Genomic DNA, 21,162 nt, shown 5'->3' with positions numbered 1-21,162 from the left:
CCCGCGCTCCGGCCACCGCCCGCGGACCACCGCCCCCAGCCCTTCCCTCCCGACGGAGATTCAACGATGAGTCGCTCTCCCTACGTCGTGCTCAAGTGGGTCGTCATCGCGGTCGTCCTGGCCGCCGTCGTCTACATGGCCGGCCTGTTCGCCGCCAACGGTCAGCTCATCGGCACCGTGGTGCTCGGGCTCGTCGGTCTGGCGGTGCTCCTCGTGTACTCCACGCGGCGCAACGTCCCGGCCAAGTACCTGTTCCCCGGCCTCGTCTTCTTCCTCGCCTTCCAGATCTGGCCGGCCGTCTTCACCGGCGCCACGGCGTTCACGAACTGGGGCGACGGCCACAGCCTGAGCAAGGAGGAGTCGGTCGCGGCCATCGTCGGCTCCTCGGTGGAGGAGGTGCCCGGCAAGCCCCGCTACGCGCTGAGCGTCGCGGTCAAGGCCGGTGACGACAAGGCCACCGGCGACCCGGTCTACATCCTGACCGACCCGACGACCAAGAAGGTCTACGCGGGGACCAAGGACGGCCTCACCGAGCTGCCGGCCGGCGACGTGACCGCCGGCCTGACCGGGAAGGTCACCGCGGTCAAGGGCTACACGATCCTCAACGGTCGCGAGGTCAACGGCCGCCAGGACCTCGACGACTTCTCCGTCCCGACGGGCGGTGGGGCCGCCATCAAGCGGGTGGGCCTGTCCGAGGCGTTCGAGGGCAAGCCGGCCGTCAGCTACGACGCGAGCACCGACCGGCTCACCGACAGCCGGCCGGTCGCCGACGGGCAGCCCGCGAAGGTGTACGGCCCGAACAACGCGTCGTGGGTCAACCTGGCCGACCCCAACGACCGGCTCCCGCAGGGCTGGAAGGAGAGCGTCGGCTTCAAGAACTTCTCGAACGCGCTGACCGACCCGACGCTGCGTTCCGGGTTCTTCAAGATCCTGCTGTGGAACTTCGTCTTCGCGGCCGTGTCGGTGCTCTCGACGTTCCTGCTCGGGCTCGCCCTCGCCCTGCTCTTCAACGACGACCGGCTCAAGGGCAAGAAGATCATGCGCGCGGTCCTCGTCCTGCCCTACGCGCTGCCCGGCTTCGTCACGGCTCTCGTCTGGGCCTCGATGTTCAACCAGCAGTTCGGGCTCATCAACAACGTCACCGGCCTGACGGTCGACTGGCTCGGCAGCGGCACGGCGGCCAAGGCGGCGATCCTCATCACCAACCTGTGGCTCGGCTTCCCCTACATGTTCATCGTGTGCACCGGTGCGCTGCAGTCGGTCCCGGGCGACGTCAAGGAGGCCGCGGCCATCGACGGCGCCACCGGCTTCCGGACGGTCCGGTCGATCATCATGCCGCTCGTCCTCGTCGCCGTCGGGCCGCTGCTCATCGCCTCGTTCGCCTTCAACTTCAACAACTTCAGCCTGATCTTCCTCATGACCGAGGGCGGGCCGTTCGAGGGCAGCCAGAGCGCCATCGGGTCCAGCGACCTGCTCATCACGTACGCGTACCGCCTCGCCTTCACGAGCGCGGCACCGAACTTCGGCTACGCGGCGGCGATCTCGATCATCATCTTCTTCATCGTGGCGGTCATGTCGTTCATCGGCTTCCGCCAGACCAAGGCCCTGGAAGAGGTGAACTGACATGGCGACGACCACGACGACGGCCACGACCTCGGCCGACCTCGAGCAGGCCAACGCGATCCACCCGGTCGGGCAGAAGCGTCGGTCCGGCATGTGGTGGAAGTACGTGCTGGCGGCGGTCGCCCTCGTCTGGGCGCTGTTCCCGCTCGTGTTCATCGTGTCGGCGGCGGTCAACCCGTCGGGGACGCTGAGCACGACGAGCCTGCTGCCGAACAACGCCGGTTTCGGCAACTTCGGCGAGCTGTTCGACCTGCGTCCGTACTGGTCGTGGTACCGGAACACGCTCGTCATCTGCGGTGTCGGAGCGTTCGCGAGCGTGATGATCGGCGCCTCCGCGGCGTACGCGTTCTCGCGGATGCGCTTCTACGGCCGCCGGGGCGGGCTCATGGCGCTCCTGCTGGCGCAGATGTTCCCCGTCATGCTCGCGTTCGTGGCGATGTACCTGACGTTCGACTACATCGGGGACTCCGTGCCTCCGATCGGCCTCAACACCCAGGCCGGCCTCATCATCGCCTACCTCGGTGGTGCCATGGGGGCCAACGTCTGGCTCTTCAAGGGGTACTTCGACACGGTGCCGCGCGAGCTCGACGAGGCGGCGAAGGTCGACGGCGCCAGCCACGCGCGCATCTTCTTCACGATGACGCTGCGCCTCGTCCTGCCGATCCTCGCGACGGTCGCGATGCTGTCGTTCGTCGGCCTCTTCAGCGAGTTCCTGCTCGCGAGCATCTTCCTCAAGGACGCGGAGAACCAGACTCTCGCCGTGGGCCTGTGGTCGCTGCTCAAGGCGGACAAGAACAAGTACTTCGGCCCGTTCTGCGCCGGCGCCCTCCTCGCGTCGGTGCCGGTCATGGCCCTCTACTTCGCCGTCCAGAGGTATCTGGTGGGCGGGCTCACCGCGGGCTCGGTCAAGTGAGCCCGAGCCCCGCACCGATCCCCACCCTCCTGTCCGAACCGCATCACGACGGTTCCGCCCGCTACGTCTCGAACCTCACGCCACGGTTGGGCGACACCGTCGACCTGCTCGTGCGCGTGCCGCTCGAGTGCGAGGTCGACGCCGTGCACGTGCGTACGGCGCCGGACGGCGAGCAGCAGTTCGCCAGGGCGCGCCTCGTGCGGACGACGGCCACCGACGCGTGGTGGAAGGCGAGCCTCGTCTGCCACAACCCGGTGACGACCTACCGGTTCCTGCTCGCCGGTGGCCCGACGAGGTACGCATGGCTCAACGGCACCGGCGTGCACCTGCGCGACGTGCCCGACGCGAGCGACTTCCGCCTCGTCGCGCACGAGCGCCCGGCGCCGGCGTGGGCCCAGGGCTCCGTCGTCTACCAGATCTTCCCCGACCGGTTCGCCCGGTCGGCCCGGGCCGACCGCCGCGCCGTGCCCGACTGGGCGGTGCCGGCGGCGTGGGACGACCCGGTGGACACGAGCCGGCGCGCCATCGCCCACCAGCTCTACGGCGGCGACCTCGACGGCGTCGTCGAGCGCCTCGACCACCTCGAGTCCCTCGGCGTCGACGTCGTGTACCTGACGCCGTTCTTCCCGGGCCGCTCCAACCACCGCTACGACGCGTCCTCCTTCGAGGCCGTCGACCCGCTGCTCGGGGGCGATGCCGCGCTGCGTCGCCTGACGACCGCCGCGCACGAGCGGGGGATGAAGGTCCTCGGGGACTTCACGACGAACCACACGGGCGACGCGCACGAGTGGTTCCTCACGGCGTCCGGACCCAACGGCAAGGGGACCCCGGAGCGCGACTACTACATCTGGCAGGGCCACGACTACGTCTCGTGGCTCGGCGTGAAGTCCCTGCCCAAGCTCAACCACCTCAACCACGGCCTCCGCCGGCGCCTCTTCGAGGACCGCTCCGGTGTCGTGCGCAAGTGGCTGGGGCGCTCGGGCGGGCTCGACGGCTGGCGCGTCGACGTCGCGAACATGACCGGCCGGTGGCGCGCCACCGACGTCAACCACGAGGTGGCCGCCCAGATGCGCGACGCGCTGGGGCGATGGGCACCGGAGGCGCTCCTCGTCGGCGAGCACGTCCACGACTACACGGTCGACATGCCGGGTGACGGCTGGCACGGCGTCATGAACTACGCCGGGTTCTGCAAGCCGGTGTGGACGTGGCTGCGCGAGGAGACCGGGGACCCGAACTTCCTCGGCGCGCCGGTGCCCGTGCCGCTGCTCGAAGCAGACGCCGTCGTCGAGACGATGCGGGACTTCACCTCCCGCATCGCGTGGTCCTCGCTCGTCCACTCGTTCAACCTCGTCGGCTCGCACGACTCGACCCGCGTGCGCACCCTCGTCGGCGACGACGACCGCAGGGTCGACGCGGCCGCCGGCCTGCTCTTCACGCTACCGTCGATGCCCATGCTGACCTACGGTGACGAGATCGGCATGCGGGGCAGCTTCGGCGAGGACGGCCGCCGTCCGATGCCGTGGGACGAGTCGGCTTGGGACACCAGGATCCTGGGGACCTACCGAGGACTGATCTCGGCCCGGAGGCGGTCCGCCGCGCTTCGGCACGGCGGTCTGCGCTGGGTGCACGCCGCGGGTGATGCCATCGTCTTCCTCCGCGAGACGGCCGACGAGGTGGCCCTCGTCCACGTCGCCCGCGCCGCCCACGAGCCCGTCGTGGTCGACAGGCGCCACCTCGGCGGCATCGAGGAGGGCACGTCGGCGTACGGACACCGTCCGAAGATCGGCGCCCGTGCTGTCACACTGTCGGCGACCGGCCCGGGGGTGCGCATCTGGACGTGGAGGCCCACCGACGGCGGCGCCAGGCACGTCCGACGGAGAGGGCACTGAGGTGAAGGCACGGCTGCGCGACATCGCCGAGCAGGCGAACGTGTCCGAGGCGACGGTGTCGCGCGTGCTCAACGGCAAGCCCGGCGTGGCCGAGTCGACGAAGCAGGCGGTGCTGACGGCCCTCGACGTCCTCGGCTACGACCGACCGAGCCGCCTGCGGCGCAAGAGCGCCGGTCTCGTCGGACTCATCGTCCCGGAGCTGACCAACCCGATCTTCCCCGCGTTCGCGCAGATCATCGAGAGCTCGCTCGCGCAGAACGGCTACACGCCGGTGCTGTGCACCCAGGTGGCCGGGGGAGTCCACGAGGACGACTACGTCCAGATGCTCCTCGAGCGCGGCGTCGCCGGCATCATCTTCATCTCCGGGCTGCACGCCGACACGATGACCGACCCCGAGCGCTACATCGCGCTGCGCGAGCGGGGGCTGCCGCTCGTGCTCGTCAACGGCTACATCGAGGGTGTCGACGCGCCCTTCATCAGCAACGACGACGTCGCGTCCATGGGGCTGGCCCTCGAGCACCTCGTGGCGCTCGGGCACCGCGAGATCGGCCTGGCCGTCGGCCCGGACCGGTACGTGCCCGTCATCCGCAAGATCGCCGGGTTCCGCCACTCCATGCAGGAGCTCACCGGCCGGCCCGACGTCGACGACCTCATTGAGCGGTCGCTGTTCTCGGTGGAGGGCGGGGCCTCCGCTGCCGGGCGGCTGCTCGACCGGGGGGCGACCGCTGTCGTCTGCGGCTCGGACCTCATGGCGCTCGGTGCGATCCGCGAGGCGCGCAAGCGCGGCCTGCAGGTGCCGCGCGACTTCTCGGTCGTGGGGTACGACGACTCGACGCTCATCGCCTTCACCGACCCGCCGCTGACGACGGTGCGCCAGAGCGTCAACGCGATGAGCGCCGCGACGGTGCGGGCGCTGCTCGACGAGATCGCCGGGCAGCCTTCTCCGCGTGCGGAGTACGTGTTCCGGCCCGAGCTGGTCGTGCGCGGCTCGACGGGCGCCGCCCGGCACCGTTGACCCGACACGCCGGACGCGGCGAACGTGGCGTGCGTGCGCCGGCGGTCAGCGCGCGCGCCCGCGGTCAGTCGGCCGTGTGCGTTCCCCGGCGTTCCTCGAGCAGGCTGGTGAGGAACCGGGCGACGGCGGGCTCGTCGTCGAGGCGGTAGCGGGCCGCGGTCGAGCCGGTGCCGACCTTGACCGTGACGTCCTCGGGACGCGTCATCCTCATGAAGGCGTCCTCGTCGGTGACGTCGTCGCCGAGGTAGACGCGAGCCGTGGCGCCGACCGCCCGGCCGAGGGCGGTGACCGCGGATCCCTTGTCCGCGTGGGAGACCGAGAAGCTCGAGCACCGACTTGCCCTTGAGCACCTTGACGCCCTGGTGGTCGAGGGCCACGCGTCGGGCGTCCGCGATGGCCGCATCGCCGACCTCCCTCGGCAGGCCGCGCGTGTGCACCACGACCGCGGCCGCCTTGTGCTCGATGCCTGCGTCGGGGTGGCGCTCCTTGACGAGCGCCTCGATGTCTGAGCGCAGCTCGGCGAGGGTGACCTCGTCGTCGGGGGTGACGGCCGCGGCCTCCATCGCCGCGCGCACCCGCCCGTCCGAGGACTCCGCGCCGTGGCTGCCGATGAGCACGAGCGGCTCGTCCTCGGTGATACGGGTCAGGATGCGCAGCGTGGCGAGGTCGCGACCGGAGACAACGGCGACGGTGACGCCCGGCAGCCCGGCCAGGGCGCGCAGCGTGTCGACGCTGCCGGGCAGGGGCGCGGCGCGCATCGGGTCGGTGTCGAACGGCGCCAGCACGCCGTCGTAGTCGGTGGCGACGAGCAGCGTCGGCGCCGACGCCGCCTGCCGGAGGGCTGTGTCGGGCAGCGCGGACGCGCTCATGCCGTCGCCTCCCGACGGGTGGACCCGGGCGCGCGGCCGGCCGCGTCGTCGGGCACCGGATGCGGCACGTCGGGGGCCGCGTCGAGGGCGGCGAGGAAGCGCGCGGCCCACCGCTGGACGTCGTGGTCGGCGACGCGTCGGCGCAGCGCCCTCATGATCCGCTGCTTGTCCTTGGCCGGAGTGTTGATGGCGCGCAGGATCGTCTGCTTGAGGCCCTCGATGTCGTGCGGGTTGCACGCGAAGGCCTGGTGCAGCTCGTGCCAGGCGCCGGTGAACTCCGACAGCACGAGGGCGCCGCCGAGGTCGTACCGGCAGGTCACGTACTCCTTGGCGACGAGGTTCATGCCGTCGCGCAGCGGGGTGACGAGCATGACGTCGGCGGCCTGGAACAGCGCCGCCATCTCCTCGCGCGGGTACGAGTGGTGCATGTAGTGCACTGCCGGCGCGCCGATCTTGCCGAGGTCCCCGTTGATCCGGCCCACCGTCTGCTCGATCTCCGCCCGGAGGTTGCGGTAGGCGTCGACGCGCTCACGGCTCGGCGTCGCGACCTGGACGAGCGTCACCTCCGGTGGGCCGAGGCGCCGCTCGGACAACAGCTCCTCGTAGGCCTTGAGGCGGTGCCGGATGCCCTTGGTGTAGTCGAGGCGGTCGACGCCGAGCATGAGCACCTCGGGGTTGCCGAGGCTCTCGCGGATCTCGCGCGCCCGCGCCATGACCTCGGGGGTCCTGGCCAGCTCCTCCAGGCCGTGGAAGTCGACGGAGATCGGGATGGCCGCTGCCCGGACGCGCCGCCCGGTGCCCTCGACCGTGACGAGGTCCCGCTTCGTCGGTGCCCCGAGCAGCTGCCGGCACGCGCGGACGAAGTTGCGGGCGTCGGCCTGGCGCTGGAAGCCGAGGAAGTCGGCGCCGAGCAGCCCCTCGAGCAGCTGGGCTCGCCACGGCAGCTGGGCGAACAGCTCGACCGGCGGGAACGGGATGTGGTTGAACCAGCCGATCCGCACGTCGGGTCGCAGCCGGCGCACGAGGGCCGGGACGAGCTGGAGCTGGTAGTCCTGCACCCAGACGCGGGCGCCCTCGGCGGCCACCTCCGCAACGGCGCGGGCGAACCGCTCGTTGACGGCCTGGTAGGCGGCCCACCACTCGCGGTGGAAGGTGGCCGGCACGATGACGTCGTGGTAGATCGGCCACAGGGTGTCGTTGGAGAAGCCCTCGTAGTAGTCGCGGACCTCGTCGGCGGACAGCGCCACCGGGTGCAGGTGGATGCCGTGCTCGTCGAACGGTTCGGGCGCCTCGCCGGAGTCCCCGGCCCAGCCCACCCACGCGCCGGGCTGCGAGCGCATCACCGACTCCATCGCGGTGACGAGACCGCCGGGGGAGCGGCGCCACTCGCTGGCGCCGTCGTCGAGGACCACCTTGTCGACGGGGAGGCGGTTCGCCGCGATGACGAGGTCGAAGGTCTGCCGGTCGGACGGCACCGGGGATCAGCTCCTGTCGTTGGGGCGCGACGCCGCGGGTGACGTCGTGCAGGTCGTGCTGCCTGGCCACCACCCGGCATACCCACCGAGACGACTCGGGTGGCGACGGGCGGGACCGCGGCGGTCGCGTCGGCGCGAGGACGTGCCGGCGGATCGGTCTCACTCTAACGAGGGAACGGTGGCGCCCCGTCGGCGTGCGCTCTAGGGTCGAGTCAGGGCACCGCGCAGGGTCGTCGAGATCGACGGAGGCACGTGTCCGGGGCACTCACCCGAGGTGAAGGAGGTCGCCGTGAAGATTTCTGACGTGCTGAGGGCGAAGGGCGGCGGGGTCGTCACCGTCCGGCCCGACGAGACGGTGTCCGGGCTGCTCGCCGTGCTCGACGAGCACCGCATCGGAGCCGTCGTCGTCAGCTCCGACGGCACGACCGTCGAGGGCATCGTCAGCGAGCGCGACGTCGTACGGCACCTGCACGCCGCCGGGGCCGGCATCCTCGACGCACCGGTGTCGCAGATCATGACGAGCGAGGTGTCCACGGGCACCGCCGCGGACAACATCGCCGACCTCGCCGCGACGATGACCGAGCAGCGGGTGCGCCACGTGCCGATCCTCGACGACGAGGGCCGCCTCACCGCCATCGTCAGCATCGGTGACATCGTCAAGCACCGGCTGTCCGAGCTGCAGTCCGAGCGTGACCAGCTGCGGGACTACATCTCCCGCTGAGCCGACCTGCGCCACGCGCCGAGGTCGTCGGCGACACCCCCTGCGGTCGCATACCGTAGGAGCATGACTGCGTACGACCGGACCGAGCGGGTCGCCGCTCCGCGGTCCGGCCGGCGCACCGGCCCGCGCACCGGCGGCGTGCCCATCGGCGCCGGCCGCGACGCGTACGGCTCCGGGCGCATCGGACCGTACCGCCTCGTCGAGGAGATCGGCGAGGGCGGCATGGGCGTCGTGCACCTCGCCCTCGACCCGCGCGGGCGTGCCGTCGCCATCAAGGTGCTGCGGGCGCACGTGGCCCACGACGCCGACGCCCGGCAGCGCCTCATGCGTGAGGTCGAGACGCTCTCGCGCGTCCGCGACCCGCGCGTCGCGAGCGTCATCGACGCCGACGTCATGGGCCCGCGCCCGTACATCGTCACCCGCTACGTGCCCGGGCCGGCGCTCGACGAGATCGTCGAGGAGCACGGCCCGCTCCATCCGGGCGAGCTCGTCAGCCTCGCGCGAGGCGTCGCGGAGGCGATCCGGTCGATCCACGCGTGCGGCGTCGTGCACCGCGACATCAAGCCCGGCAACGTCCTCGTCGAGGAGGGCGAGCCGGTCCTCATCGACTTCGGCATCGCGCACGTGCAGGACGACGTCCGGCACACCGTCGGCGGTCTGGTCATGGGCACGCCCGGCTACCTGTCGCCCGAGCTCGTCGAGGGTGCCCCGATCACCGACGCCACCGACTGGTGGGGCTGGGCGGCGACGATCACGTACGCCGCGTCCGGTCGCCCCCCGTTCGGGCGCTCGCGGATGGACGCCGTGCTGAGCCGAGTGCGCGCCGGTGACGTCGACGTCGACGGTGTCGATCCCCGTCTCGTGCCGCTGCTGCGTGCCTCCCTCTCGCCCGACCCGGCCCGCCGGCCGCAGGCCGACGAGGTCATCGCCGCCCTCGAGCAGTACGCCGCCGGGCGGGCGGCCACCGTGCCCTCCCCGAGCGCCCCGTGGGACGACGGGCGCACCGAGGTCCTCGACGCCGCGGGCGACACGCAGGTCTTCCCGGACCGCGGTACCGCGGTCCTGCCGCCGGTGGCCCCGCCGCCGAGCCCGTCGCCGACGCCGTTCCTGACGCGGCCCGCCCCGGACGACGTCCGGTGGGCGCCGCCGCCGAGCGGGCCGCGTCGCAGCGCCGCGCCCCAGCACGACCCGGCACCGTGGGACGGTGACCGTGGCCGGGACCTCTACGACGAGCGCCACGGCCCGGGCGCCGGGCCCGACGACTGGGACGACGACTGGGACGAGGAGGAACCCGAGCAGGCCCCGCGCGAGGGTGACCCCCGCATCGGCCTGGCCATGCGCACCGGGCTGCTCGGGGCCGCGGGCATCGCCTGGGTCGGCGCCCTGATGTCCTGGCCGGGGTACGCGTTCCTCGCGCTGCTCGTGTGGTCCGTCGTCGCCCGCGCCACCGACCGGTCGGTGTCCGCGCTCGTGTTCCGTCGGTACGCCCATGGCCGCCGCGGCACCGACATCCCGCTCGCCGTCGTGACGAGTCCGTGGCACCTCCTCGTCGGCGCCGTCGCCACGGCCGTGAGCCTGGTGCTGCCGCTCGCGGTGGCGCTCGCGGGCATCTTCGCGACGGCGTTCCTGCTGGCCGGTGCCACCGGTTCCGACCTCGGGCCGGGATCGCCGACGACGCTCGCCGTCGGTGGCATCGCGGGGCTCGCCATGCTGTGGTGGGGTCCCGGCGGGGTGTCGCTGCGCCGCGGGTCCCGCTCGATCGTGCGCCGGCTCGTGCCGGTGGGGACACCGTCGCAGGTCGTCGCGGTGGCACTGGTCGTTGCCGGGCTCGTCGTCGGGCTCGTCGCCGTCGACCAAGGTTCGAGCCTGACCTGGCTGCCCTTCAGCGGCAACCCGTTCACCCGCTGAAGCGCTCGCGGGGTGGGTGTGGCGGCGTCCGTGGCGGCCGCCGTCCGGTCCTTGCCGATCGGCCCCGTTCGGTCAAGGCCAGATCTCGAGAAGATCACGAAATCATCTCGGATCGGGTTGTGGTTCATTCACTCGTCACGTACCGTCGTGCCTCGGCGGTCCCGGTTCTCCGGGCCGGAAAGGGGTGGTCTCGGGTTTCCGGGGTGTCCACCACCGGTAGGCGCCGTGCGTCCGGCCTCCACACGGCACGCTGGATAACTTCACATGGACACCCAGCAATCCGGTCCCTGAGCGCGCCGAGCCTCGCCAGCCAGGGACGCAGCCCACACCCGTGGGCCGGGCGAGGACGGGGGACCCAGTGTGGTCAGTGAGTTGTCATGTCGAAGACCGTCGTTCGCCGACGGTCGAGGGCCGACTCGACTGACCTTGGGGTGAAGCCGCAGCCGCGGCAGGGCACCTGACGTCCCCAACCCGACAGCTAACCCCGCAGGCGCGCGTCAGGAAGGAATACCCCTATGCAGTACCTGTCCAAGCATGCTGCCGCCAAGCGGGTCTCGATGAAGCAGCGCATCGCCGGAGTCGGCATCGCCGGAGCGGCCACCGTCGTCGGTGGCGTCACCGCCGCCGGGTCGGCCAAGGCCGCCACCGTGTGGGACGCGGTCGCCCAGTGCGAGTCCGGTGGCAACTGGCACATCAACACCGGCAACGGCTACTACGGCGGCCTGCAGTTCTCGAGCAGCACCTGGGTCGGCTTCGGCGGTCGCGCCTACGCCTCCCGCGCCGACCTCGCGAGCAAGGCCGAGCAGATCACCATCGCCCAGAAGGTCCTCGCCGTGCAGGGCCCCGGTGCGTGGCCGGTCTGCTCCAAGCGCGCGGGTCTGACCCGAGCCAACGGTGGCGCCGACGCCGCCGCGTCGCGCTCGAGCGACCGCAAGCCGGTCACGACGAAGAAGAAGGTCTCGAAGAAGAAGACCTACGCGACGAAGAAGACGACGAAGAAGGTCAACAGCTACGCCGGAACCGGCAAGCGGGTGACCGTCCGTCGGGGCGACACGCTGGGCACGCTGGCGCAGCGGTACCACGTCTCCGGCGGCTGGAAGACGCTGTACGCTGCGAACAAGGCTCGGGTGCACAACCCGAACCTCATCTACGTCGGCCAGGTGCTGCGTCTGCCGTGACGCTGTCTGACCGAGCCTGACCGGACGGCCTCGCGCGACCAACCCCTGGGTCCCGCGGGGCCGTCCTTCATGTGTCGCCCTGGTTCCATGGTGGGGCAGGGCTCCGCTCCTCGACCGGTCTGGGCCCGGAGGCTAGTGCTCGGTTACGCTGGCGCCCGACCGGGCGGGGCGATAGTCGCTCCACCGGTACCGCTGGCGTGGCGCAATTGGCAGCGCACCTGTCTTGTAAACAGGTGGTTGGGGGTTCGAGTCCCCCGCCAGCTCTGTGCTCAGCGCGTCGGATAGTGCCCCTGACCTGCGGTTTCGCCGTTATGGGTGCGAGGGACGTCGAGGGACACGAGTGGAGGGGTAGGGGCGGTAAGCCACTCGGCCTCGCACGCAGATTGCCGGACTCGCTCGCCGCCGCTGCCCGTCCGGCAGCACGCAGGACGGCGACCAGAGTGTCAAGTAGGCCGAACCGCCGAGGGTTTCGGATACTTGCGAAGATTGCCCTCGAAACGATGGCAGGCCAGCTACATCGGGCCGGATCTCACTAGACACCGTGCTCCGCCCAAGCCAAGGCGCTGCTGGCCGGGGGTCCGGGCGCGGGACGCCGTGGGCAAGACCCGCAAGCGCGTGGCCATGGAGCTGGTGGCCGGCCTGGAGCGGATCCATGCCAAGAAGAAGGCCGCCGACACCGAGCTGTAGCAGCTCGTCGCGGCGACCGGGACCTCGCTGCTGGGCCTGCACGGCATCGGGCCTTCGGGTGTGGCCCGGCTGCTCGGCGACTCAGCTCGTAGCGGCGGGGCTGCTTTCGCCACTTCGCGCTGGGCCGCACCCCTTGGACCCAGAGCCAACCCTTATCGAAAGCGTGACCGACATGTCTGGCGTCGTGGCGGGCGACTCTTGAGCGCTTGACGACTCTTCGGCCCGGGCTTAAGTTGGACACCTGTAGAAAAACGCACCCGCGTCTACCAGCGAACCGCCTCCTGAGCATGGATCCGTCTGCTGAGGAGGCCCACCCGCGAACCTCCTCGCAACGAAGGGTCACCCGATGCCAGCCGGACAGACAGCAGAGATGTGGCGCGCCCAAGCGGAATCGCTGGCCCCGCCCCGGCTGATGGTCATCGATGGTCGCTGCCGGCCGGCGGCGGACGGACGCGTGATGGAGGTCCTGGCGCCTCGAGACGGAAAGCCCTTGGCGACAGTCCCGGACGGGACGGCCGTCGATGTCGACATGGCGGTCGCGGCGGCCCGGCGTGCCTTTGCCGATTCGCCCTGGTCCCGGATGTCCCCTGCGGATCGGAAGCGTGTGCTGCACCGTTTCGCCGATGTCATCGAGGCTCGCCGCGACGAGCTTGCCTTGTTGGTCTCGCTCGAGATGGGTAAGCCCATCGAGTATGCGCATTCGATCGAGATGCGGACGACCGTCGCGTGCTACCGCTGGTATGCCGAGTGGGCGGACAAGCTGACTGGTGAGGTGCCCGAGGTTGGCAGCAATGCGCTCGCGCTCGTCACGCGCGAACCGGTTGGAGTGGTTGGCGTGGTCGTGCCGTGGAACTTCCCCATGACCCTGCTGGCATGGAAGGTGGCTCCCGCTCTGGCGGTTGGATGCACCATCGTGGTGCGACCATCGGAGCTGTCGTCGCTGTCGGCCTTGCGGGTGGCGGAACTCGCGCTCGAGGCAGGTCTGCCCGATGGCGTGCTCAATGTCGTTACGGGCCAGGGTTCTACGACGCCGCGAGCCCTGGCACTGCACCCCGACGTCGACACGGTCGCCTTCACCGGGTCGACGGAGGTTGGCAGGGAGTTCCTGCGCTACGCCGCGGACTCCAACTTGAAACGGGTCTGGCTGGAGCTCGGCGGGAAGTCACCGAGCATCGTGCTGCCGGACGCCGACCTTCCTGCAGCTGTGGCGGGCACCGCCGGAAACATCTTCTTCAACCAGGGCGAGATGTGCACGGCACCCTCGCGTCTCCTTGTGCACCGTTCGGTGCGAGACGAGGTGGTCGATGGGGTCGTCCGGGCTGCGGAAGCGCTGCACATCGGTGACCCGCTGGACCCTGGGACCCAGGTCGGTCCGCTGGTCAGCGCAGCTCATCGGGAGCGAGTCGAGGCGCACACCGCCCGGGCCCTCGATGAGGGCGCGCGGTTACGTACCGGCGGGGGTAGGCCACCCGTTCCGCAGGACGGCTTCTACTCCCGGCCCACCGTGCTGGACAACGTCGAGCCGCACATGGCCATCGCCCGGGATGAGGTGTTCGGGCCGGTCCTGTCGGTTCTCACGTTCGAGGACGAGGCCGAGGCCGTGCGTATGGCAAACGACTCGGTCTACGGCCTCGCCGCCGCCGTGTGGACCCGCGACGTCGGAACCGCCCACCGGGTCTCCCGCCGGCTCCAAGCCGGGACGGTGTGGGTGAACTGTTACGAGGAGGGCGACATGACCGTTCCCTTCGGCGGTTACAAGCAGAGCGGCAACGCTCGTGACAAGTCCGTCCACGCGCTGGAGAAGTACACGGAGCTCAAGACCACCTGGCTGGCCCTGTGAGCCGTCGACCGCTGATCATTGTTCCGGCTCGGTTCTCCGAGTCCGCGTCAGCCCTGAGGTTTCGCGCTGAGGTCACTGCGCGCGCCTTGGCTACTGCAGTGTTCGAGGCCGGGGGTGAGCCGGTCGCCGTGCATCCTCACGCGCCGGACGGGCTGGTGGATGAGGTGCAGGTCGCCGATCGCTTCGACTTCGCTGACGGAGTGCTACTGCCCGGAGGCGGAGACATCACGCCGGCCCTGTATGGCGGCGTCGAGCATGCGGAGCACTACGACATGGATCCTGAGCAGGACGCCTTCGACCTCGCTGTGGCGCGATGGGCGTTTCGCACCGGGCGGCCGCTGCTTGCCGTCTGCCGGGGGCTGCAGGTGGCGAACGTCGCGATGGGCGGAACCCTGGTTGCTCACATGGATCGTCCGCACCGCCATGTCGTCTCCGAGCTCGCACTCGAGCCGGGGTGCGCCCTGACCCAGGCTCTCGGCACCCGCATGCTGTCGGTCAGCTGCTACCACCATCAGGCGCTGGACCGGCTGGGTGATGGGTTGGTGGCGGTCGCCCGGTCGGTAGACGGCACCGTGGAGGCCGTCGAGATGGTTGCACCCGACACGCCATGGTTCCTGGGCGTGCAGTGGCACCCGGAAGACACCGCGGCGATCGACCCCCTGCAGAAGGGCATCTTCACCCAGTTCGTGGCAGCCAGCCGTCGGACGCTGCAGCCGTCGAGCTGAAAGCCATCGGCACCGGCCGGGCGTGGCTCAAGAGTGAAGCAGTGATCGATCCAGTAGGACGTCCGGCGGGTCGACAAGGCCGGCCACGTCGGCGGGCCACCTGCCACGGAGCGACGTTCCGGGCTCGGTCCACGGCGCCAGGATCTGCTCGACCAGGAGCCGCTGCATCGCCGGTGGCGTGCGCTGGGGCAGTGTCACCACTCGGACCTGCATGGCATGCACGGTGGTAACGAGCAGCTCTGCCAGCGGCGCCGGCTCCGCCTCGGCTCTCAGGTCATGGGCCTCGATCGCCTGCTCGAGCATCTCCTGGGTGCTCCGGGTCCAGGCTTGGTGTTCCTTGGGCAGCAAGGTGCGGAGGCCCTCGTCGGTGGTGATCCGGCCCCAGAAGCAGACGACGATGCGGGCCTCGTCGACGGTCGCGGCCTCCATGGGAAGCAGCTCGCGCAACGTCGCCAGGAGCGCGTCGAGACCCTTCAGACCGGCAGCGCGTTCGGCGGCGCGCGCATTGGTCCGGGCGAAGACCTCTTCGTAGGTGGCGGCCAGCAAGGCGTCCTGATTCGTGAAGTAGTGGCCCACCGCCCCGTTGGCGACGCCGAGCTCCTTGGCGATGGCCCGCATGGTGGCGCCCCCGAGCCCATCCCGGGCCACGAGACGCAGGGTGGCATCGATGATCTCGGCCCGGCGCTGTTGGTGGTCGACAAGTTTCGGCACGGTGCCGCCCTCTCCTCGGTGCTGGCTGTTCAGCCACGACTGTCGCCGCGGACCGGCAGGGCCGACCCGAGCCGGGCCCATCGGGGGCGGCGATCGCTCGCCGCTGAGCCTACCGCGAGTTTTTGGTCATGCGTCCAAGAAAACTCTGGACACGGATGGGGGGCTGTCGCTACGGTGGCAGAAGTTGACTCTACAAGTGTAGAAGAAAACAAGGCAACGAACCGCCCACGGGCCACGAGAGGCAGGGACACGATGACGATCCCCGGAGCGCCAACTCCCTTCGAGGCGGCACCGACGGCCCCGGCACAGCTGCAGGACAACCTCGCTCGCGTCGTCGACGGGATCTCGCAGTGGATGTCACAGTTCGGAGCCTTCGAGCCTCATCCGGCGACGGCGATCGACGAGGACCAGCTCGACGCCGCCCTGCACGCGCTGATCGGTCGGCTGGGGGACAACTATCCCTTCTTCCATCCCCGCTACGCCGGCCAGATGCTCAAGCCGCCGCACCCCGTGTCAGTGATCGGATACCTCGCCGCGATGCTGATCAACCCCAACAACCACGCCCTCGACGGCGGGCCGGCCACGGCAAAGATGGAGAAGGAGGTCGTCGCCAAGCTGGCGGCCATGTTCGGGTACGGAACCGACTTCCTTGGTCACCTGACCAGCAGCGGCACCATCGCGAATCTGGAGGCCCTGTTCGTGGCCCGGGAGACCCACCCCGGCAAGCACATCGCCTTCAGCGCGGACGCTCATTACACACATGGCCGCATGTGCCACGTGCTCGGCGTCGAAGGTCATGCTGTGGCCACGGACTCGGCCGGCCGGATGGACCTGGCAGCCCTCGAGGACCTGCTGCGCACCGGAACCATCGGCACCGTCGTCCTCACCACCGGCACCACCGGGCTCGGAGCCGTGGACCCGGTCCACGAGGCAGTGCCGCTGTGCCGCAGATACGGCGCGCGCATCCACGTCGATGCCGCCTACGGGGGGTTCTTCCGCCTCATCGCCGATGACTCAGCCGATGGGGTGCAGGCGGCGCCGTTCCGGTCGATCGCCGACTGCGACTCGGTGGTGGTCGACCCGCACAAGCACGGGCTGCAGCCGTACGGCTGCGGGGCGGTGCTCTTCAAGGACCCGCAGGTGATCCGGTTCTACACCCACGACTCCCCGTACACGTACTTCACCTCGGACGACTCCACCTGGGCGAAATCTCTCTCGAGTGCTCACGCTCCGGTGCCGCCGCAGCGGCGCTCTGGGTCACGTCCCAGGTGCTGCCGTTCACGGCAGAGGGCCTGGGCCGTGTGCTGCGACCGGGCCGGCGAGCGGCCCTTGCCTGGGCAGACCTGCTCGCTGACTCCGCCACGCTCGACCTGTACCAACCGCCGGAGCTGGACATCGTGACCTACCTGCCCCGTCGGACCTGTCTGTCCGACGTTGATCGGGCATCCGCCCACGTGCTCGAGGCGGGGATGACGAGGCCCAAGGAAGACGCGGTGTTCGTGGCGACGTACAGCGTGACCGCGGAAGCCCTCGCCGCCCGGGGCCACGACATCACGGCAGACGTGGATCAGGGCCGGATTCTCCGCAGCGTGCTGATGAAGCCGGAGAGCGAGCACTGGGTCGACTTCCTGCACACCGCAATCGACGAGCTCGCCTCGGCCGCCCGCTGACAGCCCGTCGCCACCACCAGTTCACCGAAAGGAGAGCCGATGAGTACCAAGACGGAGCACTACGACGTTGCGGTCGTCGGCTCTGGGGGAGCGGGACTTGTCGCGGCATGTGCAGCGGCCGACCACGGCGCCAGGGTTCTGGTGCTCGAGGCCACGGATCTGTTCGGCGGCGTCACCGCGGTGTCCGGCGGCCAGCTCTGGATACCCGACAACCCCGTCATGCACCGAGCCGGCTACACCGACTCGCGAGCCGATGCCCTGCAATACCTCCGGCGGAACACCCTCGGAGCCGCCAGCGAGGCGCACCTCAGCGCGTTCCTCGAGGCCGGTCCGCGGCTTGCTCGGTACCTCGAGGAGCTGGGGATTCCACTGCAGGCCGTCCCTCGACCCGACTACCACCCGGCGTGGCCCGGGGCGCGGACCGGCCGAAGCCTGGAACCGCTCCCTGTCCCCACGGAAGCGTTGGGAGAGTGGCGCGGAAAGATGCGGACGTCATCGGTGCGAGAACCGCTGACCAGCACCGAGTCGCGTGAAGGCCTCGACCCCAAAGAGCTGCTGGTTCGACAGAGCCGTGACGTGAGGACTCAGGGGGCCGGTCTGGTGGCCGGGCTGGCCGCCGCGGCACTGGCGCGAGGCGTAACGCTCGTGGCCGGGCATCGCGTCCGGTCGATCTCGCGGGGCCGAAGCGACGGGTTCACCGTCACCGCTCGCCGCCCCGACGGTTCGAGGAGTGCTGTCGACGCCGACGCGGTCGTCCTCGCCAGCGGAGGCTTCGCCGAGAACACCGCGTTGCGACGCGACTTCCTCCCGCCGGTTCAGATGCTGCCCACCGCGGCGGTCGGCAGTCTTGGCGATGCCCTCCGCCTGGCACTGCCTCACGGCGCCCACCTGGCCGGCACGAGCGAGGCATGGTGGACAGCAGCCACAACGATTCCCGCCTCGAAGGGGGCGCCGGCGACTCATCGCAACCTCGTGCGCGAGCTCGCTTACCCTGGGTCCGTCCTCGTCAACGACCGCGGCGCCCGGTTTGTGGACGAGGCCAGCTCCTACAACGATCTGGGCAAGGCGTTCCTGCGCTTCGACCCGGGCACGCACAGGTACCCGAACGAACGCGCCTGGCTGGTCTTCGACGCGGCGTTCAAGAGCCAGTACGCGGTCGCTGGCATCGCACCCCACATGCCCGCTCCAGAGTGGTTCGCATCAGCACCAGATCTTCGATCGCTCGCCGAGCACGTCGGGATCGAACCGGCCGGGCTGATGAGGACGGTCGCCGCGATGGCCCAACATGCCCTGCGCGGCGAAGACCCGGACTTCGGTCGCGGCGGCAACCCGCACGACGCCTTCAACGGCGACAGCAGCCACCGGCCGAACCCCTGCCTGGGCACCCTGGGCACCGCGCCGTACTTCGCCATCACGGTCTCGTTGGGCCTGAACGGCACGAAGGGTGGCCTGGTCACCGACCCCACCGGCACGGTTGTGGACTTCGACGGCAAACCCATCCCCCGTCTATTCGCCTGCGGCGAGGCCGCGGCCGCGCTGATGGGCCCTGGCTACGCCGGATCCGGAGCCTCGCTCGGTCCGGCTCTGACGGCGGGCCTGCTCGTAGGCGAGCGCATCGGGAGCCCGGTCCTCCGCCCGGGTGGCGCCGTGAACGAAACACCGGGGCAGTCGCACACGGCGTCACACGGCCACCTGCCGAACGCCACGGAACCGATCAGGGAGAAGACATCGTGAGCACGTCTCGTTTCGCCGGCCGCGTGGTGATCGCGACCGGCACCGCTTCCGGTTTGGGCCTGGCGGCTGCGCGGCAATTCGCAAGCGAGGGCGCCGATCTCGTCCTGGTGGACCGAGACGAAGCGTCCCTGCATGACGTCGTCACCGCCCTGTCCGCCACGGGTGCGCACGTCGTTTCCGTGGTGGGTGACGTCTCGCGCGCCGCCACCGCGACGCAAGCCGTACGGACCGCCCTTTCGCAGTTCGGGCGTCTCGACGTCCTGTTCAACAACGCCGGAATCGACCCGCTGGAAGCCACCACGCTCGTGGAGACCACCGAGGAGCTGTGGGACGCGATCATCAACGTCAACGTCAAGTCCGCATACCTGTTCGCGAAAGAGGCGATCCCCGCCATGATCGCTGCGGGGGGCGGCTCGATCGTCAACACGGCGTCATCGGCCGGGATGCGGGCCTCGGCACACGAAGCGGCCTATGGCATCTCGAAGGCCGCCATCATCGCCCTGACCCGGTCGCTGGCCCGAGACTTCTCCGGTCAAGGCATCCGCACCAACGCCATCTGTCCGGGGCCACTCGAAGCGATCACCACCGACCGCCGGGCCACCATGAGCGAAGACGAGAAGGCGGCCCGCCGCGAACGGGTCAGCGGGCTTGTGCCCCTGGGGCGGGAGGGGACATACGAAGAGGTCGCCCGGTCCGTCCTCTTCCTGGCCAGCTCGGAGTCCAGCTACACCAGCGGCGCGGCGCTGCTCATCGATGGCGGGTTGATCGCGTGAACGGCTCCCGGCACCCCACGCGTCCAGGTCACACCAGGAGCAGGTCTGTGAAGCTGGACATGAACGGCCCGCTGACCGACGCTGCCGCGCAGCTCACCGCTGCGGGAAGCGACGTCCTGCGAGTCGGGTACGCGGACGTGCTCGGCACCGAGCGCGGCCGCGATGTCCTGGTCAGCACGCTGCCGCGCAGTCTGGGAGGCGGTCTGGCCTTCTGCCGGTCGGTCTTCGGCACAACCCCGCAGGGGGACACCGTCGACATCGACGGCGGGCGCGGCGACGGCTTGCCCGACGTCGTTGCCGTGGCGGATCTGGCGACACTGCAAGCCGTGCCATGGGAGCCCGGGGTCGCGCACTGCATCGCCGACCTCTACGAACCGGACGGCTCGCCGGCCGGCGACAGCCCCCGTCAGGTGCTTCGTCGGGTCATCGACCAGTTCGCCGAGCTGGGCCTTCGCCCGGTGGTGGGGCCCGAGCTGGAGTTCTATGTGCTCGAGCGCGCCCCCGAAACCCCGACGGGCTGGCGGCGTTACGGCGAAGCGCCCGGCAACGTCTACGTCTCCGGGTTGAAGGGCGACCCCGACAACTTTCTCCTTCGGACCCTGCGGCTGCTGGGTGACTACGGCATCGAGGCTGTGTCCGGCAACCACGAGTACTCCTCAGGTCAGTTCGAACTGAACCTGTGGCACTCGGATGCGCTTGATGCTGCCGATCGGGCCTTCCGCTTCAAGGCAGCCATCAAGGAGCTTGCCCGCCGGGAGGGCAAGATGGCCACGTTCATGGCCAAGCCGTTCAACGACGAGGGCGGGTCAGGCTTCCACCTGCACTTCTCGGCCTGGGCTGACGACGGTTCAGCCGCCTTCGACGGAGGGCCGGGCTCCGAGCACGGGTTGTCCAAGACGGCACTGTCAGCGCTCGCCGGAATTCTGGCCCATGCCCCCGCGCTGGCCGCCGTGAGTAACCCGACGATCAACTCCTACAAGCGATTTGGACCAGACACCATTGCCCCGTGGCTCATCGACTGGGGCCTGGACAACCGCAGCGCGATGGTGCGCGTCCCACCCGAGCGTGGAAAGGCGACCCGGCTGGAGCTTCGGCTCGGTGACGCCACCGCCAACCCGTACCTGGCCATCGCCGGGCTGCTCAGCGCTGCCTATCTCGGGATCCGCGATGCCCTCGTCCCGCCGGACCCACTTGAGGGCTACGGATACGACCCCACCAAGGCCGACAAGCTGCCCGCCGACCTGGCTGCTTCACTCGCCGCCCTGGAGTCGGACACCGAGCTTCCAGAAGATGTTGGGCCCCAAGTTCATCAACAACTTCCTGACGTACAAGCGCAACGACTCGAACGCTACTCCCGCTTCGTCACCGACTGGGAGTTCACCGAATACGCCTACCACCTCTGATCCAGACACCAGCTGTAACCGGGGCAAC

At 70.1% G+C, this 21,162-nt stretch carries 17 protein-coding genes, 1 tRNA gene, 2 pseudogenes and 1 riboswitch; of the genes and pseudogenes, 16 read left to right on the top strand and 4 right to left on the bottom strand.

Annotated elements, in window-relative coordinates; translation table 11 throughout:
* The first annotated feature begins 66 nt into the window (after positions 1-66).
* From AC1VM9_RS04715 to AC1VM9_RS04700, 4 genes are read left to right on the top strand one after another with little or no spacing between them, the layout of a single operon-like run.
* Positions 67-1,623 (top strand): ABC transporter permease subunit, encoded by a 1,557-nt coding sequence (locus AC1VM9_RS04715; RefSeq protein ID WP_483121465.1) that lies wholly within the window; start codon positions 67-69, stop codon positions 1,621-1,623.
* Position 1,624: 1 nt separating this feature from the next.
* Positions 1,625-2,536, top strand: coding sequence for a sugar ABC transporter permease (locus AC1VM9_RS04710; protein ID WP_481341693.1), 912 nt, complete (start codon positions 1,625-1,627; stop codon positions 2,534-2,536).
* A complete protein-coding gene (locus AC1VM9_RS04705; RefSeq protein WP_481341692.1) occupies positions 2,533-4,425 on the top strand; it encodes a glycoside hydrolase family 13 protein in 1,893 nt (630 codons plus the stop codon). The genes AC1VM9_RS04710 and AC1VM9_RS04705 overlap by 4 nt, the downstream gene beginning before the upstream one ends.
* Position 4,426: 1 nt before the next feature.
* On the top strand, positions 4,427-5,440 hold the full coding sequence (locus tag AC1VM9_RS04700) for a LacI family DNA-binding transcriptional regulator (RefSeq protein ID WP_481341691.1): 1,014 nt from the start codon (positions 4,427-4,429) through the stop codon (positions 5,438-5,440).
* Positions 5,441-5,504: 64 nt separating this feature from the next.
* Here the strand turns inward: AC1VM9_RS04700 and AC1VM9_RS04695 are convergent, their stop codons facing one another.
* The 3 genes and pseudogenes from AC1VM9_RS04695 to AC1VM9_RS04685 all read right to left on the bottom strand — a co-directional run bounded on the left by AC1VM9_RS04695 (position 5,505) and on the right by AC1VM9_RS04685 (position 7,784).
* The gene (locus tag AC1VM9_RS04695; protein ID WP_483121462.1) at positions 5,505-5,651 is read right to left on the bottom strand and encodes a hypothetical protein; all 147 of its coding nucleotides are present in this window, start codon (positions 5,649-5,651) and stop codon (positions 5,505-5,507) included.
* Between the two features lie 169 nt (positions 5,652-5,820).
* Positions 5,821-6,198: pseudogene (locus AC1VM9_RS04690) on the bottom strand (trehalose-phosphatase); the annotation flags it as partial.
* A 107-nt stretch (positions 6,199-6,305) separates the two neighbouring features.
* Positions 6,306-7,784 (bottom strand): alpha,alpha-trehalose-phosphate synthase (UDP-forming), encoded by a 1,479-nt coding sequence (locus tag AC1VM9_RS04685; protein WP_481346752.1) that lies wholly within the window; start codon positions 7,782-7,784, stop codon positions 6,306-6,308.
* A gap of 289 nt (positions 7,785-8,073) precedes the next feature.
* Between AC1VM9_RS04685 and AC1VM9_RS04680 the strand changes: the two genes are divergently transcribed.
* The 7 genes and pseudogenes from AC1VM9_RS04680 (at position 8,074) to AC1VM9_RS04650 (ending at position 14,843) form a co-directional block, all read left to right on the top strand.
* Complete coding sequence (locus tag AC1VM9_RS04680; RefSeq protein WP_481341688.1) at positions 8,074-8,505, top strand: CBS domain-containing protein; 432 nt, start codon at positions 8,074-8,076, stop codon at positions 8,503-8,505.
* 63 nt (positions 8,506-8,568) lie between these two features.
* A complete protein-coding gene (locus AC1VM9_RS04675) occupies positions 8,569-10,413 on the top strand; it encodes a serine/threonine-protein kinase (protein WP_481346753.1) in 1,845 nt (614 codons plus the stop codon).
* Between the two features lie 324 nt (positions 10,414-10,737).
* A riboswitch (cyclic di-AMP (ydaO/yuaA leader) is annotated at positions 10,738-10,923 on the top strand.
* A 5-nt stretch (positions 10,924-10,928) separates the two neighbouring features.
* Positions 10,929-11,591 carry a transglycosylase family protein gene (locus tag AC1VM9_RS04670; RefSeq protein WP_481346754.1) on the top strand — a complete coding sequence of 221 codons (663 nt, stop codon included), beginning with the start codon at positions 10,929-10,931 and terminating at the stop codon, positions 11,589-11,591.
* A 191-nt stretch (positions 11,592-11,782) separates the two neighbouring features.
* Positions 11,783-11,854, top strand: a tRNA-Thr gene (locus AC1VM9_RS04665).
* Positions 11,855-11,906: 52 nt separating this feature from the next.
* Positions 11,907-12,128: pseudogene (locus AC1VM9_RS04660) on the top strand (hypothetical protein); the annotation flags it as partial.
* 496 nt (positions 12,129-12,624) lie between these two features.
* Complete coding sequence (locus tag AC1VM9_RS04655; protein WP_483121459.1) at positions 12,625-14,118, top strand: aldehyde dehydrogenase; 1,494 nt, start codon at positions 12,625-12,627, stop codon at positions 14,116-14,118.
* Positions 14,115-14,843: a gamma-glutamyl-gamma-aminobutyrate hydrolase family protein gene (locus tag AC1VM9_RS04650; protein WP_481347527.1), complete on the top strand. Its 729-nt coding sequence runs from the start codon at positions 14,115-14,117 to the stop codon at positions 14,841-14,843. The genes AC1VM9_RS04655 and AC1VM9_RS04650 overlap by 4 nt, the downstream gene beginning before the upstream one ends.
* Before the next feature lie 27 nt (positions 14,844-14,870).
* Here the strand turns inward: AC1VM9_RS04650 and AC1VM9_RS04645 are convergent, their stop codons facing one another.
* Positions 14,871-15,554 carry a TetR/AcrR family transcriptional regulator gene (locus AC1VM9_RS04645; protein WP_481347526.1) on the bottom strand — a complete coding sequence of 228 codons (684 nt, stop codon included), beginning with the start codon at positions 15,552-15,554 and terminating at the stop codon, positions 14,871-14,873.
* Between the two features lie 252 nt (positions 15,555-15,806).
* Here AC1VM9_RS04645 and AC1VM9_RS04640 point away from each other — a divergent pair, with 252 nt between their 5' ends.
* The 5 genes from AC1VM9_RS04640 to AC1VM9_RS04620 are packed head-to-tail and all read left to right on the top strand — an operon-like array spanning position 15,807 to position 21,134.
* The gene (locus tag AC1VM9_RS04640; RefSeq protein WP_483121456.1) at positions 15,807-16,955 is read left to right on the top strand and encodes a pyridoxal phosphate-dependent decarboxylase family protein; all 1,149 of its coding nucleotides are present in this window, start codon (positions 15,807-15,809) and stop codon (positions 16,953-16,955) included.
* On the top strand, positions 16,952-17,224 hold the full coding sequence (locus AC1VM9_RS04635) for a hypothetical protein (protein ID WP_483121454.1): 273 nt from the start codon (positions 16,952-16,954) through the stop codon (positions 17,222-17,224). The genes AC1VM9_RS04640 and AC1VM9_RS04635 overlap by 4 nt, the downstream gene beginning before the upstream one ends.
* A gap of 39 nt (positions 17,225-17,263) precedes the next feature.
* Complete coding sequence (locus tag AC1VM9_RS04630) at positions 17,264-18,958, top strand: FAD-dependent oxidoreductase (protein WP_481346979.1); 1,695 nt, start codon at positions 17,264-17,266, stop codon at positions 18,956-18,958.
* Positions 18,955-19,731 (top strand): SDR family NAD(P)-dependent oxidoreductase, encoded by a 777-nt coding sequence (locus AC1VM9_RS04625; protein WP_481346978.1) that lies wholly within the window; start codon positions 18,955-18,957, stop codon positions 19,729-19,731. The genes AC1VM9_RS04630 and AC1VM9_RS04625 overlap by 4 nt, the downstream gene beginning before the upstream one ends.
* A gap of 47 nt (positions 19,732-19,778) precedes the next feature.
* Entirely contained in the window at positions 19,779-21,134 is a 1,356-nt protein-coding gene (locus AC1VM9_RS04620; RefSeq protein ID WP_483121451.1) for a glutamine synthetase family protein, read from the top strand.
* Positions 21,135-21,162: the final 28 nt, after the last annotated feature.

This window comes from Monashia sp. HAY1-11D (assembly GCF_056868035.1).
Note: the sequence above shows the minus strand (reverse complement) of the source record. Positions and strands in the feature narration are given on the sequence as shown.

Excerpts from the sequence above, each read along its gene's own strand:
- AC1VM9_RS04630 (WP_481346979.1), top strand. The coding sequence starts at position 17,264 with ATGAGTACCAAGACGGAGCACTACGACGTTGCGGTCGTCGGCTCTGGG.
- AC1VM9_RS04715 (WP_483121465.1), top strand. The coding sequence starts at position 67 with ATGAGTCGCTCTCCCTACGTCGTGCTCAAGTGGGTCGTCATCGCGGTC.
- AC1VM9_RS04655 (WP_483121459.1), top strand. The coding sequence starts at position 12,625 with ATGCCAGCCGGACAGACAGCAGAGATGTGGCGCGCCCAAGCGGAATCG.
- AC1VM9_RS04675 (WP_481346753.1), top strand. The coding sequence starts at position 8,569 with ATGACTGCGTACGACCGGACCGAGCGGGTCGCCGCTCCGCGGTCCGGC.
- AC1VM9_RS04640 (WP_483121456.1), top strand. The coding sequence starts at position 15,807 with ATGACGATCCCCGGAGCGCCAACTCCCTTCGAGGCGGCACCGACGGCC.
- AC1VM9_RS04695 (WP_483121462.1), bottom strand. The coding sequence starts at position 5,651 with ATGAGGATGACGCGTCCCGAGGACGTCACGGTCAAGGTCGGCACCGGC.
- AC1VM9_RS04710 (WP_481341693.1), top strand. The coding sequence starts at position 1,625 with ATGGCGACGACCACGACGACGGCCACGACCTCGGCCGACCTCGAGCAG.
- AC1VM9_RS04670 (WP_481346754.1), top strand. The coding sequence starts at position 10,929 with ATGCAGTACCTGTCCAAGCATGCTGCCGCCAAGCGGGTCTCGATGAAG.